Here is a 17,142-nt window from a genome sequence, read left to right as displayed (position 1 = left end):
AGCGTGCGGAACTTCCCCGTCCAGCTGAAAAACTGCACAGGCAGTTAGTTTTGTTCTCTGGTATAATTCAACAGGCCGCCTGCCAAAACCATATTGCGCTGACGGTCGGTCAATACTGCTTTCACTTCAAATTCGGTGCCTTTTGTTTTGTTTTTCACAAGAATCTTTCCGTGGTTCTGAATGGCCTCACGGATATTCGGCAGTTCCAGTTCGTCCATCTGGTCGATGGTATCGTAATCGGCTTCGTTTTCGAAGACCAGCGGAAGAATTCCGGCGTTTGCCAGATTTGCGCAATGGATGCGGGCAAAGCTCTTCACAATCACCGCTTTAATGCCAAGATAGAGAGGAACCAGCGCGGCGTGTTCACGGGAAGAACCCTGGCCGTAATTAGCTCCGCCGATGATGATGCCTTTTCCGTTCTGACGGCAGCGCTCCGGAAATTCCTTATCGCAGACGCCAAAGCAGAAGTTGGAAAGGTACGGGATGTTGGAACGGTACGGAAGAATTTTCGCCCCCGCCGGCATAATGTGGTCAGTCGTAATGTTGTCGCCGACTTTCAGCAGTGCTTTCGCTTCAATGCTATGCGGAAGCGCCGTGGTGGTCGGGAATTCCTTAATATTAGGACCGCGCAGAATTTCAACCTTTTCGGCCTCTTTTTCACTAGCGGGCGGAAGAATCATATTGTCGTTAATCAGGAACGTTTCCGGCAGAGCAATCGGATCTTCCTTCCCCAATGTCTGCGGATTGGTCAACACCCCGCTAAGCGCAGAAGCACAGGCGGTTTCCGGGCTGACCAGATAAATCTGTGCGTCGGCAGTGCCGGAACGGCCTTCAAAATTCCGGTTGAAGGTGCGCAGCGAAACGCCCTTGGAATTTGGGGACTGCCCCATGCCGATGCATGGGCCGCAGGCACACTCCAAAATCCGCGCGCCCGCCGAAATCAGGTCGGCAAGCGCACCGTTCTGCGCAAGCATATTGTAAACCTGCTTGGAACCCGGTGCAATCGCAAGGCTGACATCCGGATGAACCGTTTTGCCCTTCAGGATAGAAGCAACGCGCATTAAATCAAGATAAGAGGAGTTGGTGCAGGAGCCGATACACACCTGATCGACCTTAATTGGACCAATCTCGTCCACCGTTTTCACTGCATCCGGGCTGTGCGGACAGGCCGCCAGCGGTTTCAGCGCAGACAGGTCAATGGTAATGGTTTCGTCGTAAACCGCGTCGTCATCCGGCAGAAGTTCTTTCCAGTCGCTTTCGCGGCCCTGCGCTTTTAAAAAGCTGCGGGTAACTTCATCGGAGGGGAAAATCGAAGTGGTTGCGCCAAGCTCCGCGCCCATATTGGTAATAGTGGCGCGTTCCGGGACGGTCAAAGTAGCCACGCCGGGGCCGCCGTACTCCACAATTTTACCCACGCCGCCCTTAACACTGAGGATCCGCAACACTTCCAGAATCACGTCTTTCGCGCTGACCCATGGGCCCAGCTTGCCGATCAGGTTGATTCGCAGCATTTTCGGCATGGTAATATAGTAAGGGCCACCGCCCATGGCAACCGCAACGTCTAGGCCGCCCGCGCCCATGGCGAGCATTCCAATTCCACCACCCGTGGGGGTGTGGCTGTCAGAACCAATCAGGGTTTTGCCCGGAATGCCGAAGCGTTCCAGATGCACCTGATGGCAAATTCCATTGCCGGGGCGGGAAAAATAAATTCCATGTTTTTTTGCAACCGACTGAATATAGCGATGGTCATCCGCGTTTTCAAAACCGGTTTGAAGCGTGTTATGATCGATATAAGCTACGGAACGCTCTGTTTTGACCCTGGGAACTCCCATCGCCTCAAATTCCAGGTAAGCCATGGTTCCAGTTGCATCCTGGGTAAGCGTTTGGTCAATCTTCAAGCCAATTTCGCTGCCGACCGTCATATCCCCGCTAAGCAGGTGGTTTTTTATAATTTTTTGAGCCAAAGTTAACCCCATTGAGTGAGAGCCTCCCGTTTCTTTTCTAAATCAGTATAGTGGACAAAGATATTATTAAATATATAGTTATTATCTTATAAAATAGGCGGCTTGTCAATCGGCTTGTCAGGATTATCATTGCGAATGAGAAAATGGAACGTTCTTTTCTTGATGAAAATCAAAACAAATGCTATAATAATGTTTACGAAATTATTGCCGCTTTTTGTGTATGAGATTCCGCCTCCTACGGCAAACTAACCGAAGGAGGGATTGTGAATGAGTACAACAAGTACCTCGGAAGAACAAAGCGAAAAACAAGTGCAGCAAACGCATCAAATCATTGATACAGGCTCCATACTGACGAGTGACGGCGTCCACACGATTCATTGCCTAACCATTATTGGTCAAATCGAAGGGCACTATATTCTTCCTTCGCAAAACAAAACCACAAAATATGAGCATGTAATTCCGCAGCTGGTTGCCATTGAGGAATCGCCAGATGTGGACGGCCTGCTGATGATTTTAAATACTGTAGGCGGCGATGTGGAGGCCGGCCTTGCGCTGGCCGAGCTGGTATCCGGAATGAAAAAGCCCACCGTATCCTTGGTTTTGGGCGGCGGGCATTCCATTGGCGTGCCGCTTGCCGTTGCCGCAAAGCATTCTTTTATCGCCCCTACCGCAACCATGACAATTCATCCGGTGCGGATGAACGGAATGCTACTGGGGGTACCGCAGACACTGGAATATTTTCAGCGCATGCAGGAACGCATTGCAAAATTTGTGACCCAGAACTCGAAGATGTCGATGGAGCGTTTTTACGAGTTGGCCATGAATACACAGGAACTGGTAATGGACGTTGGCAGCGTTTTGGATGGCCCAGACGCAGTCAGCGAGGGTTTGATTGATTCGCTCGGAACGCTTTCCGACGCGATGGAATGCCTGAACAAAATGATTGATGAAAACCGGAAAAAAGACACCCGAACCGGCACGAAATCAGAGGACAAGTCCAAAACGAAAACAGCATCAAAACCAGCAAAAAGAAAACCCGCTGATTCCTAAAAAGCACTTTTTCCGGGCGGCCCATGCCGCCCGTTACATATAACGGTTAAAACCTTTTGCTTTCCTCAGCGGCGTTTTTAAGTAGTGTTAAGTACAGACAAAAAAGTGGAATTTTAAAATAAAGGTGATCGTACAGTGGCAAGAGGAAAAACACAAACGAAAAGGCCCGCGCAGCATGCGCGGCCGCGCGGCGGAACAAAACCGGCAAAAGCCGCAGCAAACAGCAGGGCAAAACCAATTAAAGACCCGGAAAGAATGCGGCAGAACAATCAAATTCAGGCAATTATGCTATTCGCCGTTTCCATTTTAATGGCCTGTCTGGTGATTATTAACGGTGACCACCTGTGGCTGTGGACGCACAACGTTCTGCTCGGTTTGTTCGGGACATGCGCCATTGCTTGGCCCATCCTGCTGTGTTACATATCCATTGTGACTGCCTTGGAGCGACAGAACAACCGACTGAGCAGTAAGGTGATTATGATCATAATCATCATCACCCTGTTTTGCTCTGCCGTATACATCTTTACAGAGAAGGAAAACACGGCGCTTTCCTCCTATTGGAGCACCCTGAAACACCTGTATGAACTTGGAATTGAGCGCAGCGGTGCCGGTCTGTTCAGCGGCCTGCTTGGGATTCTGCTGGTCGCGGGACTGGGCAGTGCGGGCGCGAAAATCGTCATTATTCTCGCGCTGTTTGTCACGGTCATGATTCTGACCGGTACCAGCCTTGTGGAGCTTTTCCGCGCGATTACCAAGCCGGCAGATATGGTTGCCACCAACTTTAACAACGTACGGGAACAAAGGCAGCTGCAGCGCAGCCGCAGTACAAACATTGATATTGCGCTCGGGCCGGAAGACGAGCTGCCTCAGCATCCAGTACAGTCCCCTGGAAAAACTCCAGCAAAAGAAAAGAGCAAAAAGTTAGAAAAGCTGGAAAAAGTATTTGGTATGAAAGAACCGGTCGTGGAAAAAGTGGAGCCTGCGGCGCCCGCTAAGGAAGCCGCCGCACCAGCCCCCACGGATAAAACCGGTGTAGAGGAAGCCGCCGCCCAATTTGCCGCCCGCAAGCAGGAAACGGCCCAGAAAGAAGTGCAAAACACACCGGTCGGCGTGCCGGTTCAGATGACGATGTTCACCGACGAACCGCCGCAGGACGGAAATTACCACTTCCCACCCGTTTCCATGCTGGAAGCCTCTAAGCAGGTGAACGAACAGGAAGTCACCGAAGAACTGAAAATGAACGGCCAAATGCTGGTACAGACCCTGAAAAGCTTTGGCGTACAGACAAAAATCATGGATATCAGCCGCGGTCCCGCGGTAACACGCTATGAACTGCAGCCCGCTGCGGGGGTAAAAATCAGCAAGATTACCAACCTGTCCGACGACATTGCCATGAACCTTGCGGCTTCCGGCGTGCGAATTGAAGCGCCGATTCCCGGAAAAGCCGCAGTAGGCATAGAAGTTCCGAATAAAAAAATCAGCGTGGTGCGGATGCGCGAGCTGATTGAATCCAACAGTTTCACTACGGCGAAAAGCCGGCTGACGGTCGTGCTTGGCCGCGACATTGCCGGAGAAGTCGTGACGGCCGACCTTGGGAAAATGCCGCATTTACTGATTGCCGGTTCTACCGGTTCCGGTAAATCCGTATGCATCAACTCCTTTATTATCAGTCTGCTGTATAAATCCACTCCGGATGAAGTCCGTTTTCTGATGATTGACCCGAAGGTCGTGGAACTTGGTATTTACAACGGAATTCCTCACCTTCTGGTGCCGGTTGTCACCGAACCGCGCAAGGCCGCCGGAGCACTAAACTGGGCTGTTACGGAAATGCTGAAGCGCTATAAGATTTTCGCAGAAAACAACGTGCGTGACCTGCATGGCTACAATGCACTCGCGGCTTCCTGCGGCTATCAAGATGCGAATGGCCAGCCGATGCAGCACATGCCCCAGATTGTTATCATCATCGACGAGCTGGCCGACCTGATGATGGCCGCGCCAAACGAAGTGGAGGATTCCATCTGCCGCCTGGCACAGATGGCGCGTGCTGCCGGAATGCATCTGCTAATCGCCACCCAGCGCCCGTCTGTCGATGTTATCACCGGTATTATCAAAGCCAACATTCCAAGCCGAATTGCCTTTGCCGTTTCCTCCCAGGTGGACTCCAGAACCATTCTGGATACCGGCGGGGCGGAAAAGCTGCTTGGCCGCGGCGATATGTTGTTCTCTCCGGTTGGTTCCCAAAAGCCGACCCGTATTCAGGGATGTTTTGTCAGCGACGCAGAAATTGAATCCGTTGTTACGTTCGTCAAGAAAACGCAGGAAGCCGGCTATGATCAGAACATCGCGGAAGAAATTGAAAAGAACGCCGTTGCCGATAAGGATTCGGGAGACAGTTCCGTCAGCGACGATACCGACCCCATGATGCCCGAAGCGGTTAAGTGTGTGGTAGAAGCGGGGCAAGCCTCTACTTCTCTGCTGCAGCGCCGCCTTCGCCTTGGCTATGCACGCGCAGGCCGGCTGATTGACGAAATGGAGCAAATGGGAATTGTAGGCCCGCACGAAGGCTCCAAACCGCGTCAGGTTCTAATTACCTACCAGCAGTGGCTGGAAATGAGCATGCGGCAAAACGACGCTATGAACCAGCAAACTGCGCAAAACAAAGAATAAAATTTTTATCTTGTATTAAACTGTATCTAACAGATTCTATTATAAAGGAAAACAGAAGAATGCCTTTTTTACCAATTACCCAGGCAGAAGTAACCGCGTTGGGCTGGGATGCGCCCGACTTTATATTCGTCACCGGTGATGCCTATGTGGACCATCCGTCCTTTGGAACGGCTATCCTTTCCCGCCTTTTGGAAAATTACGGGTATCACGTGGCGATTCTGGCTCAGCCGGATTGGCGCACCAACCGTGATTTTACCCGATTTGGCAGACCGAAGCTCGGCTTTCTGGTCAACTCCGGCAACATTGATTCCATGGTGGCGCATTACACGGTCGCACGCCGCCGCAGAAGTGAGGACGCCTACTCCCCCGGCCGTAAAACCGGACTGCGTCCGGACCGTGCCGTGATTGTTTACACGAAAAAGATTAAAGAGCTTTACCCCGACTCCCCGGTAATCATCGGCGGGCTGGAGGCCTCTCTTCGGCGCTTCGCGCACTACGATTATTGGGACAATGCCGTGCGCCCCTCTATTCTGCTGGATTCCGGCGCAGATCTTCTAGTCTATGGCATGGGAGAAAATCAGACGATAGAAATCGCAAGGCGCCTGAATTTTGGGGAGCCTATCTGTACCATAACCGACATCCGCGGAACCTGCTACACGGTTCCCACAAAGGAATATCGGCCCGGCCCCGCGGTGGAATGCCCCAGTTACGAACAGGTCCAGGAAAATAAACGGGCCTATGCCATATCCTGCCGCAAGCAGCAGGAGGAACAGGACGCGGTGCGCGGGCGAAAAATCATTCAGCGCCACGGGGACCGGATTCTGGTGCAGAATCCCCCGATGCCGCCTCTAACCCAGCCGGAACTGGACGCCGTCTATGATTTGCCATACGAGCGCACCTACCACCCCTGCTATGAGCCGATGGGCGGTGTGCCCGCCATTGAAGAAGTGGAATTTTCCATTACCCACAACCGCGGCTGCTTCGGCGCTTGCAATTTCTGCTCCATCGCGTTCCATCAGGGGCGCGCGATTGCAACACGCAGTGAGGAATCCATTCTGCGGGAAGCCAAAAAGCTGGTGCAGAATCCGCGCTTTAAAGGGTACATTCACGATGTGGGTGGGCCGACGGCAAACTTCCGTCATCCTTCCTGTGAAAAGCAGGCCAAGCTTGGCCTTTGTGGCGGAGGAAAGAAATGCCTTGCCCCGCAGCCCTGCCCTGCACTGAAGGTGGATGAATCGGAATATTTGGAGATTCTTCGAAAGCTTCGCGCCCTGCCGGGTGTAAAACGGGTGTTTATTCGTTCCGGCATCCGCTTTGACTATCTCATAAACGACCCGGATGACACCTTTTTCCATGAATTGGTAAAATACCATGTGAGCGGCCAGCTAAAGGTTGCGCCGGAGCACTGCTCCGCGCAGGTGCTGGACACGATGGGAAAACCGCACATTGAATCCTTCCTGAAATTTGAGAAAAAATTCTTCCAGCTCAGTAAGGAAGCAGGGAAAGAACAGTACCTTGTCCCCTATTTGATGTCTTCCCACCCCGGCTGCACCATGAAAGACGCGGTGGAAGTCGCACTGTTCCTGAAAAAGGAACATCTTCGCCCGGAACAGGTACAAGATTTTTACCCAACCCCCGGTACCATTTCAACGTGCATGTTCTATACGGGGTTGGATCCCTATACCTTGAAAGAAGTCTATGTTCCTCGTTCCGACCATGAAAAGGCAATGCAGCGGGCACTTCTTCAATACTTTGTCCCAAAGAATAAGGATTTGGTCATCGCCGCGCTGAAAGCAGCGGGACGGACCGATTTAATAGGTACGGACGCGCGCTGCCTTGTGCGCCCGAACGCAGAAATGCTGCGCGCGCAAAATAATCTGCACCGGCAAAACAACAACAGAGAGAAGCAAAAAAAATGGAGCGGCAAAAAAGTAAAACGGCGCTGAAGCTGGTTCTTCTGCTTTTGCTGGCCGTCGGCACCATTATTTCTCTTTTGCCCTATGGGGCGGCGGCTTTCCGGCACCGGATTTATTCTTTCTTCGGCCTGACGGATTTTACAGATGCAGCTGACCAAAGTCCCCTTTCCGTCCATGTGCTTGACGTTGGCAAGGCCGACAGCATCCTGATTGAATGCGAAGGAAAGTACATGCTGGTGGACGGTGGAACCATCGACTGTGGGGAACCGGTCGCGGAATACTTGAAACGCCGCGGCGTGAAAACGCTGGATTATGTAGTAAACACCCACCCCGACAGCGACCATATCGGCGGACTGAGTGAAATTATCCGCCGCTTTTCCGTGGAACATTATCTGGCTCCGGCAATCCCATTGGAACTTATCCCATTAAGCGAGGAATACCGTCTGACGCAGGAAGTGCTACACGAAAAAAGACTCGCTTCGTCTGCCCCGAAATTCGGAGACACCTATTTCCTTGGAAAATTAAAAATTCAGGTGCTTGGTCCTTTGAAAACCGGAACCAGTACCAACAATAATTCCATTCTTTTGCGGCTGACTTACGGCAACACACATTTTCTGCTGATGGGTGACGCAGAAAAAGAAGAAGAAGCCGATCTGCTGGCCTCTGGTGCTGACCTTACCGCAGATGTTCTGAAAGTCGGCCACCACGGAAGCAGTACTTCCACTACTGCCGAGTTGATCAAAGCGGTGCAGCCGCGGTACGCGGCGATTTCTGTCGCGGACGACACCAACCACCTGCCCAAAAATGACGTGATCAAAAGACTGAATGATAAGGGCGTGCAAACATTCCGAACCGATATTTACGGAACCATTCTTTTTCTGAGCGACGGCCATTCGGTGCATGTTGCCACAGAAAAAAAGAAACCATAATTACGGCCCGAAGAAAAACGGACCGGCCAAAGGGGATTAAAAAATGAAAACACTGACGATCGATCGCTTTGAAGGAACCTATGCCATTTGCGAGGACGCCGATAAAAAGCTGTTTGCCATTGAAACCTCTGAACTTCCGCAGGGTGCCGCGGAGGGCGACGTGCTAAACGTGGATGACAGCGAAGGAACTTTAAGCATCAATCAGGAACTAACCGAAAAAAAGCGGGCAAAAATGGTGAAGCTGCAAAACAAACTCTTTCAGGAATAAAACGGATAAAATCATTTCCACCCAAAAACAAGGCTGCCGAAAGCAGTCTTGTTTTTTTATAGTTATAGCACCAAACCCTTCCCTAAGGGGATTAATGGAAAAATTCAAATATACCCAGCAGAATGAGAAGAAGTCCGGAAAAGAGCGATGCGTATTTGCCGAAAAGCTTCCCCAGCGCATGCGTACCGAGTACCTCCCCCAAAACCAAGGTTACAAGGCTCAGTATAAAAGTAAATAAAATCGTCAGCGGAAGATTCACTTTGGTAATGCTGGCGGCAATTCCGGTGCCTAGATTATTGACCATCAATCCAACTGCTACCAGAATGGCTTCTTTGTAGTCGATTTTTCCGTTGTGGTTCCGGTCGGATTCCTGCGCATATTCCATCATGTCCGAAACATCTTTCAGCGCCAGTTCCTTTGGCTTCGTCCGTTCTGTCAGCTTAACGATACTTTGCAGAGAAAAATAGAGCCCCAGCAGAACAACGGCCGCCGCGCCAATTGCATTCGCACAGAAATCCGGCAAAAACTGTGAAATATAAGTGCCAAGTGTCATCGACAGGTATGTCCCAATTGTTGTAATGGCGGCAATAATCAAATTTGCAGTAAACCCGATTTTAATTTTTTTCATTCCGTAGGCTGCGCCGATTACCATGTTATCCATATTGAAGGTCAGGCTAAAAAGCAAAGCGGAAAAAATCAATCTAGGATCCCTCTTTCCCAAATTCCGGAATTGCCGCTCTTTTGCCGGCATATCTTCCGCAATTCTGCGTATTTCTTTTATTAGATTATGAGAAAGAAGGGATTTGGTGATTTTAGGGTCGTTCTGTTGTTTGCAAATAACCGACCACGAAAAATTCCACAGAAGAATGAATCGACAAGAAATTAGCGATTTACGGCGCAGGCAAACGGCCGGATACGTCCCAAAGCGCCCATGTGCAGCGCTCTGTAATATCCGGCCAATTTCCGGTAAAAATGAACGGGCGGCCACTTTTCTAAAAAAGAGAAATATGGTACTATGAATGCATTAACATTTAGGAGGTTACATTATGAGCTGGTTACCTTGGGCAATTCTCGGTGCAGTGGTTTTGATTCTGATTCTTTGGGCTGCAAGCAGCTACAACCGTCTGGTTTCGTTTTCTGTCCGGGTAGACAACGGATGGGCACAGGTGGATGTGCAGCTGAAAAAACGCTTTGATCTGATTCCGAACCTTGTGGAAACTGTAAAAGGCTACGCGACGCACGAAAAGCACACCTTTGAAGAAGTTACAAAATGGAGAAGCGCAGCCATGAACTCCAAAACCCCGGAAGAAGCAATGGAAAACAACGCAAAGCTCTCCCGTGCCATTGTGAACCTGTTTGCAACCGCGGAACAATACCCCGACCTGAAAGCAAATCAGAACTTTCTGGATTTGCAGGGGCAGCTGCAAGACATTGAAAGCAAAATAGCGATTGCACGCCAGTTCTATAATGATACCGCGATGAAATACAATGAATACGTCATGCGCTTTCCGTCCAACATTATCGCCTCCATTTTCAAATTCTCCCAGAAAAAGTACTTTGAAATTGACGAGGCAAGCAAAGCAGTACCTCAGGTAAAATTTTAAGATGCGATTGAGGAGGAAACATGCGTAATTCTTTCTTCGCGGTCAAAAAAATCCGAAAAAGAATTTTAGCGGTTGCGGCGGCAGCCTGCCTTCTGTTGTTCACGCTTGGCGGCTGTTCCGATTATCGGGGAGATTCCAAGCAGGTCATCGATCATATAAAAATCGATGCCGAACTGGCGGAAAACGGCGATATGACCATTCGGGAAACCTGGAAAATCAATCTGGAGGACCGCGACCGGGACTACCGCAACTTGTACCGCACCTTTGAGCTGGATTCTTCAAAAGCGGACGGAATCACCGACTTTTCGGTATATGATGAGGATGATAAAGTCTCCTACCATTTTATCGGTGATTTTGACCCGGAAAGCGGCGAATTGGCGCCCGATTATTCCAGTTATACACACCAAACGGGCAACTTGTTTGAGGTAGGATGGTTTATGCCGGCCATCCGGGAAGGCGTTCGTACTTTTATCATTACCTATACGGTGAAAAATATTGTTGCGGTACATCAGGATACCGCCGTGCTGTATCATTTCTTTAACCCCAGGAACTTTTCCCTTCCGATTACGGAAATGGACGGAACCATTCAGTTTCCCTCCGGAGGAGAGCAAAGCGCCATCCGCGCCTATCTTCATTCCACTGCAAAAGGAAACCTGACCATTGATTCCGCCGATAAAATTTCTTTTACCGTGCATGAAATTCCGGCCAAAACCTCAGTAGAGGTCAGGCTGTGCACACCGCCCCACCTTTTCCCCGCCTCCACAAGAACCGACACGCAAACGGTTCTGCCATCGATTACAGCCGAGGAGCAAAAGTGGGCGGAGGATTACCGTGCAGAACAACAGCGGCAGTACCTTTTAGGCATCATCGACGCGGTGGGCGGCGTGGTACTTTTCCTTGCCGGAATCGCGTTATTTATCCTGATTAAGCACAAAAACAGAAGACATTCGGTGGATGTCCCGGAATACACCCGTGAAATTCCGCCGGGAAATTCGCCGGGCGGAATAGCAAACCTGTTCTATTTCTACTCGGGCGGCATCACTAAAAAAGTGGAAGGGCGCGTGTTCAGCGCAACACTTCTGAGCCTTGCACGAAAAGGATTTATTACCTTCGAAGGCCAGCGAGAAAAAGATTTTGCCGTCCGAATTACCGGGAAAACAAAAAATACAGCGCTGACCGAAAGCGAACAGGTCTTTTACAATATGATTTCCACGGTAGCGGAACATTTTAACGGTTCCTTTACCATGAAACAGTTCCGAAATTTCGCAGAAACCGATTTTAAGTATGTGAACGACCATATAAACAGCTTTTTAGCCAGCACAAAGCGTGAAATTTCCACGCGTGGCTATTATGAATCGAAGCCGGCTTACCTTTATGTGTCTATAGGAGTTGGCATTGCCTCTTTGGTGCTTTCATTCATTGTATTGGCGCTCAGTGGGGCGGTGAACAGCACACTGGTTTATATTCCCCTTTCACTGATTCTTTTCGGGGTTCTGCTGATTCTTGCGGGCAGTTCCAAGCAAAAGCTGACCGTAAAGGGGGAACAGGATCTTGGACTGTGGAACGGGCTGAAAAAATATATGCTCGAATTTTCCCGCATGAAGGAATACAGCGTGCCACAGCTTCCCCTATGGGAGGAATATCTGGTATACGCGACCATGATGGGCATTTCCAAACAGGTATGCAGCCAACTGAAAATGGTATATCCCGAACTGAACGACGAAACCTATCTGAATACCTATTGGGGCAACAGCTACCTTTACTATATGTTCGGCCACCCAATGGGTCCTTATGGATACCGCAGTTCGAGCGATGACTTTGGCGCCTCGCTGGCATCCACAATCAGCGACATCAGCAACGCGGCCACCAGACTTGCCAATCCTCCCCCGTCCAACAACAGTGGTTTTGGAGGCGGCGGATTTGGCGGTGGCAGCTTCGGCGGCGGAGGCGGCGGCTTCAGCAGTGGCGGAGGCGGCGGAGTCCGCTAAGTCAAATTTCCAAAATGACAAAAGAGCGGAAACCCTAAAACGGGGCTTCCGCTCTTCTTCTGTGCTGCCGCAACATGATTTTATTCTCAGTCGGCACAAGATTTAAAAAGTTCTGTGAAAAACAGCATTGGAAAAATAATATACAAAAATGCGTCTTGATCGGGCCACACCAGCCATTTCAAGACGCATTTTTCGCTCTTTATGTGTACTATTAATTTTGTTTCTGGTGGTATTCCTTTGCCGCACCGATTAAACCCTTAAACAGCGGGTGCGGACGGTTCGGGCGGGACTTGAATTCCGGATGGAACTGAGCGCCCACGAACCACGGATGATCCGGAAGCTCCATCATTTCCACAATATGATTGTCCGGGGATTTTCCACAGAAAACAACACCGGCCTGTTCCAAACGGTCACGGTAATCGTTATTCACTTCAAAACGGTGACGGTGGCGTTCGGAAATCAGTGACTGATGATCGTACAGCTCGTACGCTTTCGTTCCAGGAGTCAACTTACACGGATACTGGCCAAGGCGCATAGTGCCGCCGCGCTGGACCACATCTTTCTGCTCCGGCATCAAGTCAATCACATGGTTGGTACTCTGCGGGTCAAATTCTGCGGAATTCGCATCGGCAAGGCCAAGCACATTACGGGCATACTCCACAATCGCAAGCTGCATGCCAAGGCAGATGCCCAAAAATGGCAGGCCGTGGGTACGCGCATAGTGAATCGCAGTAATTTTCCCTTCAATTCCGCGCTGGCCGAAGCCGCCGGGAACCAACAGGCCATCCGCACCGGCAAGGACTTGTCCCACATTTTCCTCGGTAATGGTTTCGGAATCAATCCAATTGATGTTTACCTTAACCTTGTTGCCGATGCCGCCATGGGTCAGCGCTTCCGCCACGCTCAAATAGGCGTCATGCAGGTCAATATACTTTCCGACCAGAGCAATGGTGACGCTTTCGGTTAGGGACATGGCCGTGTTGACCATGGTAATCCAGTCGCTCAAATCCGAGCCGGGGGTGTCAAAGCCGAACCGCTTGCAGACGATGTCATCCAGCCGCTCTTCCTTCAGCGCCAACGGCACCTGATACAGAAGCGGAAGGTCCAGATTCTGTATTACGCAGTTTTCCTGCACATTGCAGAACAGGGCAATTTTCTTTTTAATGTCCTCGCCAATTTCCTTTTCGGAACGAAGCACAATCACATCCGGCTGAATTCCAATGGAAAGCAGCTCTTTCACACTGTGCTGCGTCGGCTTCGATTTATGCTCATGGGAGCAAGCCAAATACGGTACAAGGGTAACATGGATGAAAAGGCAGTTATTCCGGCCGACTTCCGTGGCAAACTGGCGAATCGCCTCCAAAAACGGCTGGCTTTCAATATCGCCCACCGTGCCGCCGACTTCAACCAATGCAATATCAACATTATCCTTGCCTTCGTAAATTCGGTTTTTAATTTCATTCGTAATATGGGGGATAACCTGAACCGTGCCGCCATCATAGTCCCCGTTGCGTTCCTTCTGGAGGACATTCCAGTATACTCGGCCCGAAGTCACATTGCTGTTCTGGCTCAGGCTTTCATCAATAAAACGCTCGTAGTGGCCAAGGTCAAGATCCGTTTCCGCTCCATCGTCTGTCACAAATACCTCGCCATGCTGATACGGATTCATGGTTCCGGGATCAACATTCAAATAGGGATCAAACTTTTGCATGGTGATGCGCAGACCGCGCGCCTTCAAGAGCCGTCCGAGAGATGCCGCTGTGATTCCTTTTCCCAATCCGGAAACAACGCCACCGGTGACAAAGATAAATTTTGCAGACATAGTTACCCTCCATCAGTCATTCACTTATTGTACCATCGATTAAAAAACAAACATATCAATTATATCGCCAACCGCTCGATGTTGTCAACGGGCGATTGGCGATATTCTGAAGTTCCGTTTTATAAAATTTTAAACATGGTACCAATAAACGGAAGAGGTTCTTCCCGGTCCTGCGCCGCATGAACAATACCGATAATCATAAGGGCTAACGGAACCCCCCAGGCGATCAGGCCAAGCACGGCATTGATCCCGCTGCCGAACGCCGGAATCAGAAAAACTCCGGAAAATAGATCGGTAAAAATTAGTTTGACGATTCCCTTTAAAATGGCCACGGCGACATCCAAAATAATGGTGAAAATCGTGAGAATTATTCCCTGATTTACATGGAACCGAACTTTGGGATTATCCCGGTCAGCCAAAAGGCCTACCAGCCAAAGCAGCCAAATATAAGACAGAATGCTGAATACTTTCGTATTATCGACAGAATAGCCGGTATAATACGGAGGAGGAACCGGCGGCCGCTGATTGTTGTAGCCCTGAGGATTTCCCTGCGGATTGTATCCACCGTAATAGTTTTGCTGGTTCCAGTCGGAATGATTCGGCTGGTTGTTGTACCACTGCGAATTCTGGTATCCTTGCGGGTTCTGTCCTCCCTGGTAATTTGCCCCGTAGGGCGGCGGAGTATACGGTGGTTGATTTGGGCCGCCGTATGGCGGTTGGTATGGGTCCGTCTGCTGGGGATTTTGGGGACTTCCTTGGTTCGGGTCACGGTTTTGATTGTTTTCGCTCATTTTCATTCCTCCCAATCTCCGTTGCGGATAAAATTACTGATATTTCTGAATTTCTGCCTTCACTATTTTCACAGCCGTTGTTGGCTTGTCATTCTGGTCGGTTTCCACAGCCGCAATTTTATCCACAACATCCATACCTTCAATCACCTGTGCAAAAACCGTATGCCCAATTTGAGCAATACTGTACGCACCGTCCAAATTCGGATTTCCGCCCTGCTCATTATAAAGCGTTTGATAGGCATCGGTCACCTTGGACATGTCGGGCCAGTTCCCACCGTACTGCTGCAAAAATTCATTCGGATACTGCTTGAACACGTTGTAGGCCTGTTTATAATAAGCCCAGTTAATGGGTTCTGAGGTTCCCTTTTGGTTGATGAAGAACTGGCTTCCGTTTGTGTCCGCTCCAGCATTCGCCATAGAAACAGAACCGCGGATATTTACCAAATTGGTGTTAAATTCATCGGCAAATTCTTTGCCCCAAATGCTTTCCCCGCCGGTGCCGTCCCCTTTCGGGTCACCGCCCTGTATCATAAAATCCTTAATCACCCGGTGAAAGGTCAAGCCGTTGTAATAGCCTTTCTGAATCAGGCCCTTGAAGTTTTCAACGGTCTTTGGCGCTGCGTCCGGAAACAAGCGAAGCTTCACAACACCCATACTGGTTGTCAGCACGGCGATGTCTTCCCCTTTTTGCGGCTTTTCCAGCTGATAGCCAAGCTTTTTCCCGTCGTCCGGGCGGATTCTGCCGTCGCTCGCCGCCCCTGAAGAAGCACTCACCGACGAGACCGCAGAAGACGTTGAAGAGGAACCCGAGGCAGTACTAGCCTTGCCGGAACACGCCGTCAAGCTGAAAATAAAAACGGCTGCCAAAGCCGAAACAAGAATTCTTTTCTGATGAGGCATTTCTTTGAAACATCCTTTCCATTTAACCGAAACAGCCAGGTCTAACCGTAAAATACCTGGATTGATTCCGATCCCATATCTTTCATATTCTATTATATAATGAAGCAAGATTCAAGAGCACAAGACGTTAATTAACAATTTAATAATTTTTCAGTCTAGTATTACCTCGAAATTTCACGCATATAGATGAACGAACATGTAAAGGAGGTACTAAAATGTTTGACTACTATCCTGAAGGTTGGTTGATTGACACCCCTGAAAATCGTGCAGCGTTACAGAATATTTCCACGCTAAATGATGCCTGCCGGGATGGACAAATTTTGGAAGGACGCGCGCTGATTTGTGACAGCGCCCACAATTTATTAATTGATCTGGGGTGCATGAAAGGACTGATTCCGCGCGAAGAGGGTGCCATTGGCATTCGCGAGGGTTCCGTACGTGATATTGCGATTATTTCTCGTGTAAACCGCCCCGTCTGTTTTACGATCAGCGGATTCCAAAAGGACCAGGACGGCCGCATGACCGCACTTCTTTCCAGACGGGCGGCTCAAGAAAAATGCATGGCGGACTATATTTCTAAATTGACACCAGGCGATGTGATCAACGCGCGGGTTACCCACCTGGAAAGCTTCGGCGCATTTGCTGATATCGGCTGCGGCATTATTGCACTCCTGCCGATAGACGCGATTTCCGTTTCCAGAATCGACCACCCCCGCGAACGTTTTTCCGTCGGCATGGATATTAAAGTTATAGTAAAATCAGTGGAAAACGGCCGCATTACGCTGAGTCACAAAGAACTGCTGGGAACCTGGGAGGAAAACGCCGCACAATTCACTGTTGGGGAAACAGTGGCCGGCATTGTCCGTTCCGTGGAGCCTTACGGTATTTTCGTAGAACTTACCCCGAATCTGGCCGGGCTGGCGGAAGCGAAAGAAGATGTGGTCCCCGGGCAGCAGGCGAGTGTGTACATAAAAAGCATCATTCCATCCCGAATGAAGGTCAAACTGGTCATTATTGATACCTTCGATTACTCGTACCGTTCCAGCCCGCCCAAATACTTTTTTGAAGGCAAAAGAATGGATCGTTTTGTTTACTCACCGCCGGGCAGTGAAAAGGAAATCTGCACGGATTTCAATGTAAAGTAAAAATTTTCAAAAAACCTGTCTTTTTTCGACAGGTTTTTTCTATATTATAAAGTTTATTTCATATAGAAATTTAATAAATTTCTAATAAAATATAATAA

At 49.7% G+C, this 17,142-nt stretch carries 13 protein-coding genes; 8 read left to right on the top strand and 5 right to left on the bottom strand.

The genetic code is table 11. The annotated features are described in order from the left end of the window. Positions 1 to 44 precede the first annotated feature (44 nt). Entirely contained in the window at positions 45 to 1,976 is a 1,932-nt protein-coding gene (locus ACSVDI_RS07400) for an aconitate hydratase (RefSeq protein WP_457941816.1), read from the bottom strand. 255 nt (positions 1,977 to 2,231) lie between these two features. On the opposite strand from ACSVDI_RS07400, the gene ACSVDI_RS07395 reads away from it, so the two are divergent. From ACSVDI_RS07395 to ACSVDI_RS07375, 5 genes are all read left to right on the top strand, one after another. Beyond that, on the top strand, positions 2,232 to 3,014 hold the full coding sequence (locus ACSVDI_RS07395) for a ClpP family protease (RefSeq protein ID WP_457941814.1): 783 nt from the start codon (positions 2,232 to 2,234) through the stop codon (positions 3,012 to 3,014). Positions 3,015 to 3,149: 135 nt separating this feature from the next. Next, complete coding sequence (locus ACSVDI_RS07390; RefSeq protein WP_457941812.1) at positions 3,150 to 5,681, top strand: DNA translocase FtsK 4TM domain-containing protein; 2,532 nt, start codon at positions 3,150 to 3,152, stop codon at positions 5,679 to 5,681. 59 nt (positions 5,682 to 5,740) lie between these two features. Next, positions 5,741 to 7,627 (top strand): YgiQ family radical SAM protein, encoded by a 1,887-nt coding sequence (locus tag ACSVDI_RS07385; protein ID WP_457941811.1) that lies wholly within the window; start codon positions 5,741 to 5,743, stop codon positions 7,625 to 7,627. Further along, positions 7,597 to 8,526: a ComEC/Rec2 family competence protein gene (locus ACSVDI_RS07380; RefSeq protein ID WP_457941810.1), complete on the top strand. Its 930-nt coding sequence runs from the start codon at positions 7,597 to 7,599 to the stop codon at positions 8,524 to 8,526. The genes ACSVDI_RS07385 and ACSVDI_RS07380 overlap by 31 nt, the downstream gene beginning before the upstream one ends. 43 nt (positions 8,527 to 8,569) lie before the next feature. Next, entirely contained in the window at positions 8,570 to 8,794 is a 225-nt protein-coding gene (locus ACSVDI_RS07375) for a DUF3006 domain-containing protein (RefSeq protein WP_457941809.1), read from the top strand. Between the two features lie 91 nt (positions 8,795 to 8,885). On the opposite strand, the gene ACSVDI_RS07370 is transcribed toward ACSVDI_RS07375, so the two are convergent. Next, a complete protein-coding gene (locus ACSVDI_RS07370) occupies positions 8,886 to 9,545 on the bottom strand; it encodes a manganese efflux pump (protein ID WP_457941808.1) in 660 nt (219 codons plus the stop codon). 295 nt (positions 9,546 to 9,840) lie between these two features. Here ACSVDI_RS07370 and ACSVDI_RS07365 point away from each other — a divergent pair, with 295 nt between their 5' ends. Further along, complete coding sequence (locus ACSVDI_RS07365) at positions 9,841 to 10,398, top strand: LemA family protein (protein WP_457941807.1); 558 nt, start codon at positions 9,841 to 9,843, stop codon at positions 10,396 to 10,398. Positions 10,399 to 10,418: 20 nt separating this feature from the next. Next, positions 10,419 to 12,386 (top strand): DUF2207 family protein, encoded by a 1,968-nt coding sequence (locus ACSVDI_RS07360; protein ID WP_457941805.1) that lies wholly within the window; start codon positions 10,419 to 10,421, stop codon positions 12,384 to 12,386. A gap of 211 nt (positions 12,387 to 12,597) precedes the next feature. On the opposite strand, the gene ACSVDI_RS07355 is transcribed toward ACSVDI_RS07360, so the two are convergent. The 3 genes from ACSVDI_RS07355 to ACSVDI_RS07345 form a co-directional block, all read right to left on the bottom strand. Continuing rightward, a complete protein-coding gene (locus ACSVDI_RS07355) occupies positions 12,598 to 14,208 on the bottom strand; it encodes a CTP synthase (RefSeq protein WP_457941804.1) in 1,611 nt (536 codons plus the stop codon). Between the two features lie 119 nt (positions 14,209 to 14,327). After that, positions 14,328 to 14,999 (bottom strand): hypothetical protein, encoded by a 672-nt coding sequence (locus ACSVDI_RS07350; protein ID WP_457941803.1) that lies wholly within the window; start codon positions 14,997 to 14,999, stop codon positions 14,328 to 14,330. Between the two features lie 33 nt (positions 15,000 to 15,032). After that, on the bottom strand, positions 15,033 to 15,899 hold the full coding sequence (locus ACSVDI_RS07345; RefSeq protein ID WP_457941801.1) for a peptidylprolyl isomerase: 867 nt from the start codon (positions 15,897 to 15,899) through the stop codon (positions 15,033 to 15,035). 215 nt (positions 15,900 to 16,114) lie between these two features. Between ACSVDI_RS07345 and ACSVDI_RS07340 the strand changes: the two genes are divergently transcribed. Continuing rightward, positions 16,115 to 17,044, top strand: a complete 930-nt coding sequence (locus ACSVDI_RS07340; RefSeq protein WP_457941800.1) for a S1 RNA-binding domain-containing protein — start codon at positions 16,115 to 16,117, stop codon at positions 17,042 to 17,044. The last annotated feature ends 98 nt before the right edge of the window (positions 17,045 to 17,142 follow it).

This window comes from Caproiciproducens sp. LBM24188, from assembly GCF_054130445.1.
Note: the sequence above shows the minus strand (reverse complement) of the source record. Positions and strands in the feature narration are given on the sequence as shown.

What these genes read in the sequence shown, in the direction of transcription:
- ACSVDI_RS07400 (WP_457941816.1), bottom strand. Translation starts at nt 1,976, where the DNA reads ATGGGGTTAACTTTGGCTCAAAAAATTATAAAAAACCACCTGCTTAGC.
- ACSVDI_RS07395 (WP_457941814.1), top strand. Translation starts at nt 2,232, where the DNA reads ATGAGTACAACAAGTACCTCGGAAGAACAAAGCGAAAAACAAGTGCAG.
- ACSVDI_RS07385 (WP_457941811.1), top strand. Translation starts at nt 5,741, where the DNA reads ATGCCTTTTTTACCAATTACCCAGGCAGAAGTAACCGCGTTGGGCTGG.
- ACSVDI_RS07380 (WP_457941810.1), top strand. Translation starts at nt 7,597, where the DNA reads ATGGAGCGGCAAAAAAGTAAAACGGCGCTGAAGCTGGTTCTTCTGCTT.
- ACSVDI_RS07375 (WP_457941809.1), top strand. Translation starts at nt 8,570, where the DNA reads ATGAAAACACTGACGATCGATCGCTTTGAAGGAACCTATGCCATTTGC.
- ACSVDI_RS07370 (WP_457941808.1), bottom strand. Translation starts at nt 9,545, where the DNA reads ATGCCGGCAAAAGAGCGGCAATTCCGGAATTTGGGAAAGAGGGATCCT.
- ACSVDI_RS07365 (WP_457941807.1), top strand. Translation starts at nt 9,841, where the DNA reads ATGAGCTGGTTACCTTGGGCAATTCTCGGTGCAGTGGTTTTGATTCTG.
- ACSVDI_RS07360 (WP_457941805.1), top strand. Translation starts at nt 10,419, where the DNA reads ATGCGTAATTCTTTCTTCGCGGTCAAAAAAATCCGAAAAAGAATTTTA.
- ACSVDI_RS07355 (WP_457941804.1), bottom strand. Translation starts at nt 14,208, where the DNA reads ATGTCTGCAAAATTTATCTTTGTCACCGGTGGCGTTGTTTCCGGATTG.
- ACSVDI_RS07350 (WP_457941803.1), bottom strand. Translation starts at nt 14,999, where the DNA reads ATGAGCGAAAACAATCAAAACCGTGACCCGAACCAAGGAAGTCCCCAA.
- ACSVDI_RS07345 (WP_457941801.1), bottom strand. Translation starts at nt 15,899, where the DNA reads ATGCCTCATCAGAAAAGAATTCTTGTTTCGGCTTTGGCAGCCGTTTTT.
- ACSVDI_RS07340 (WP_457941800.1), top strand. Translation starts at nt 16,115, where the DNA reads ATGTTTGACTACTATCCTGAAGGTTGGTTGATTGACACCCCTGAAAAT.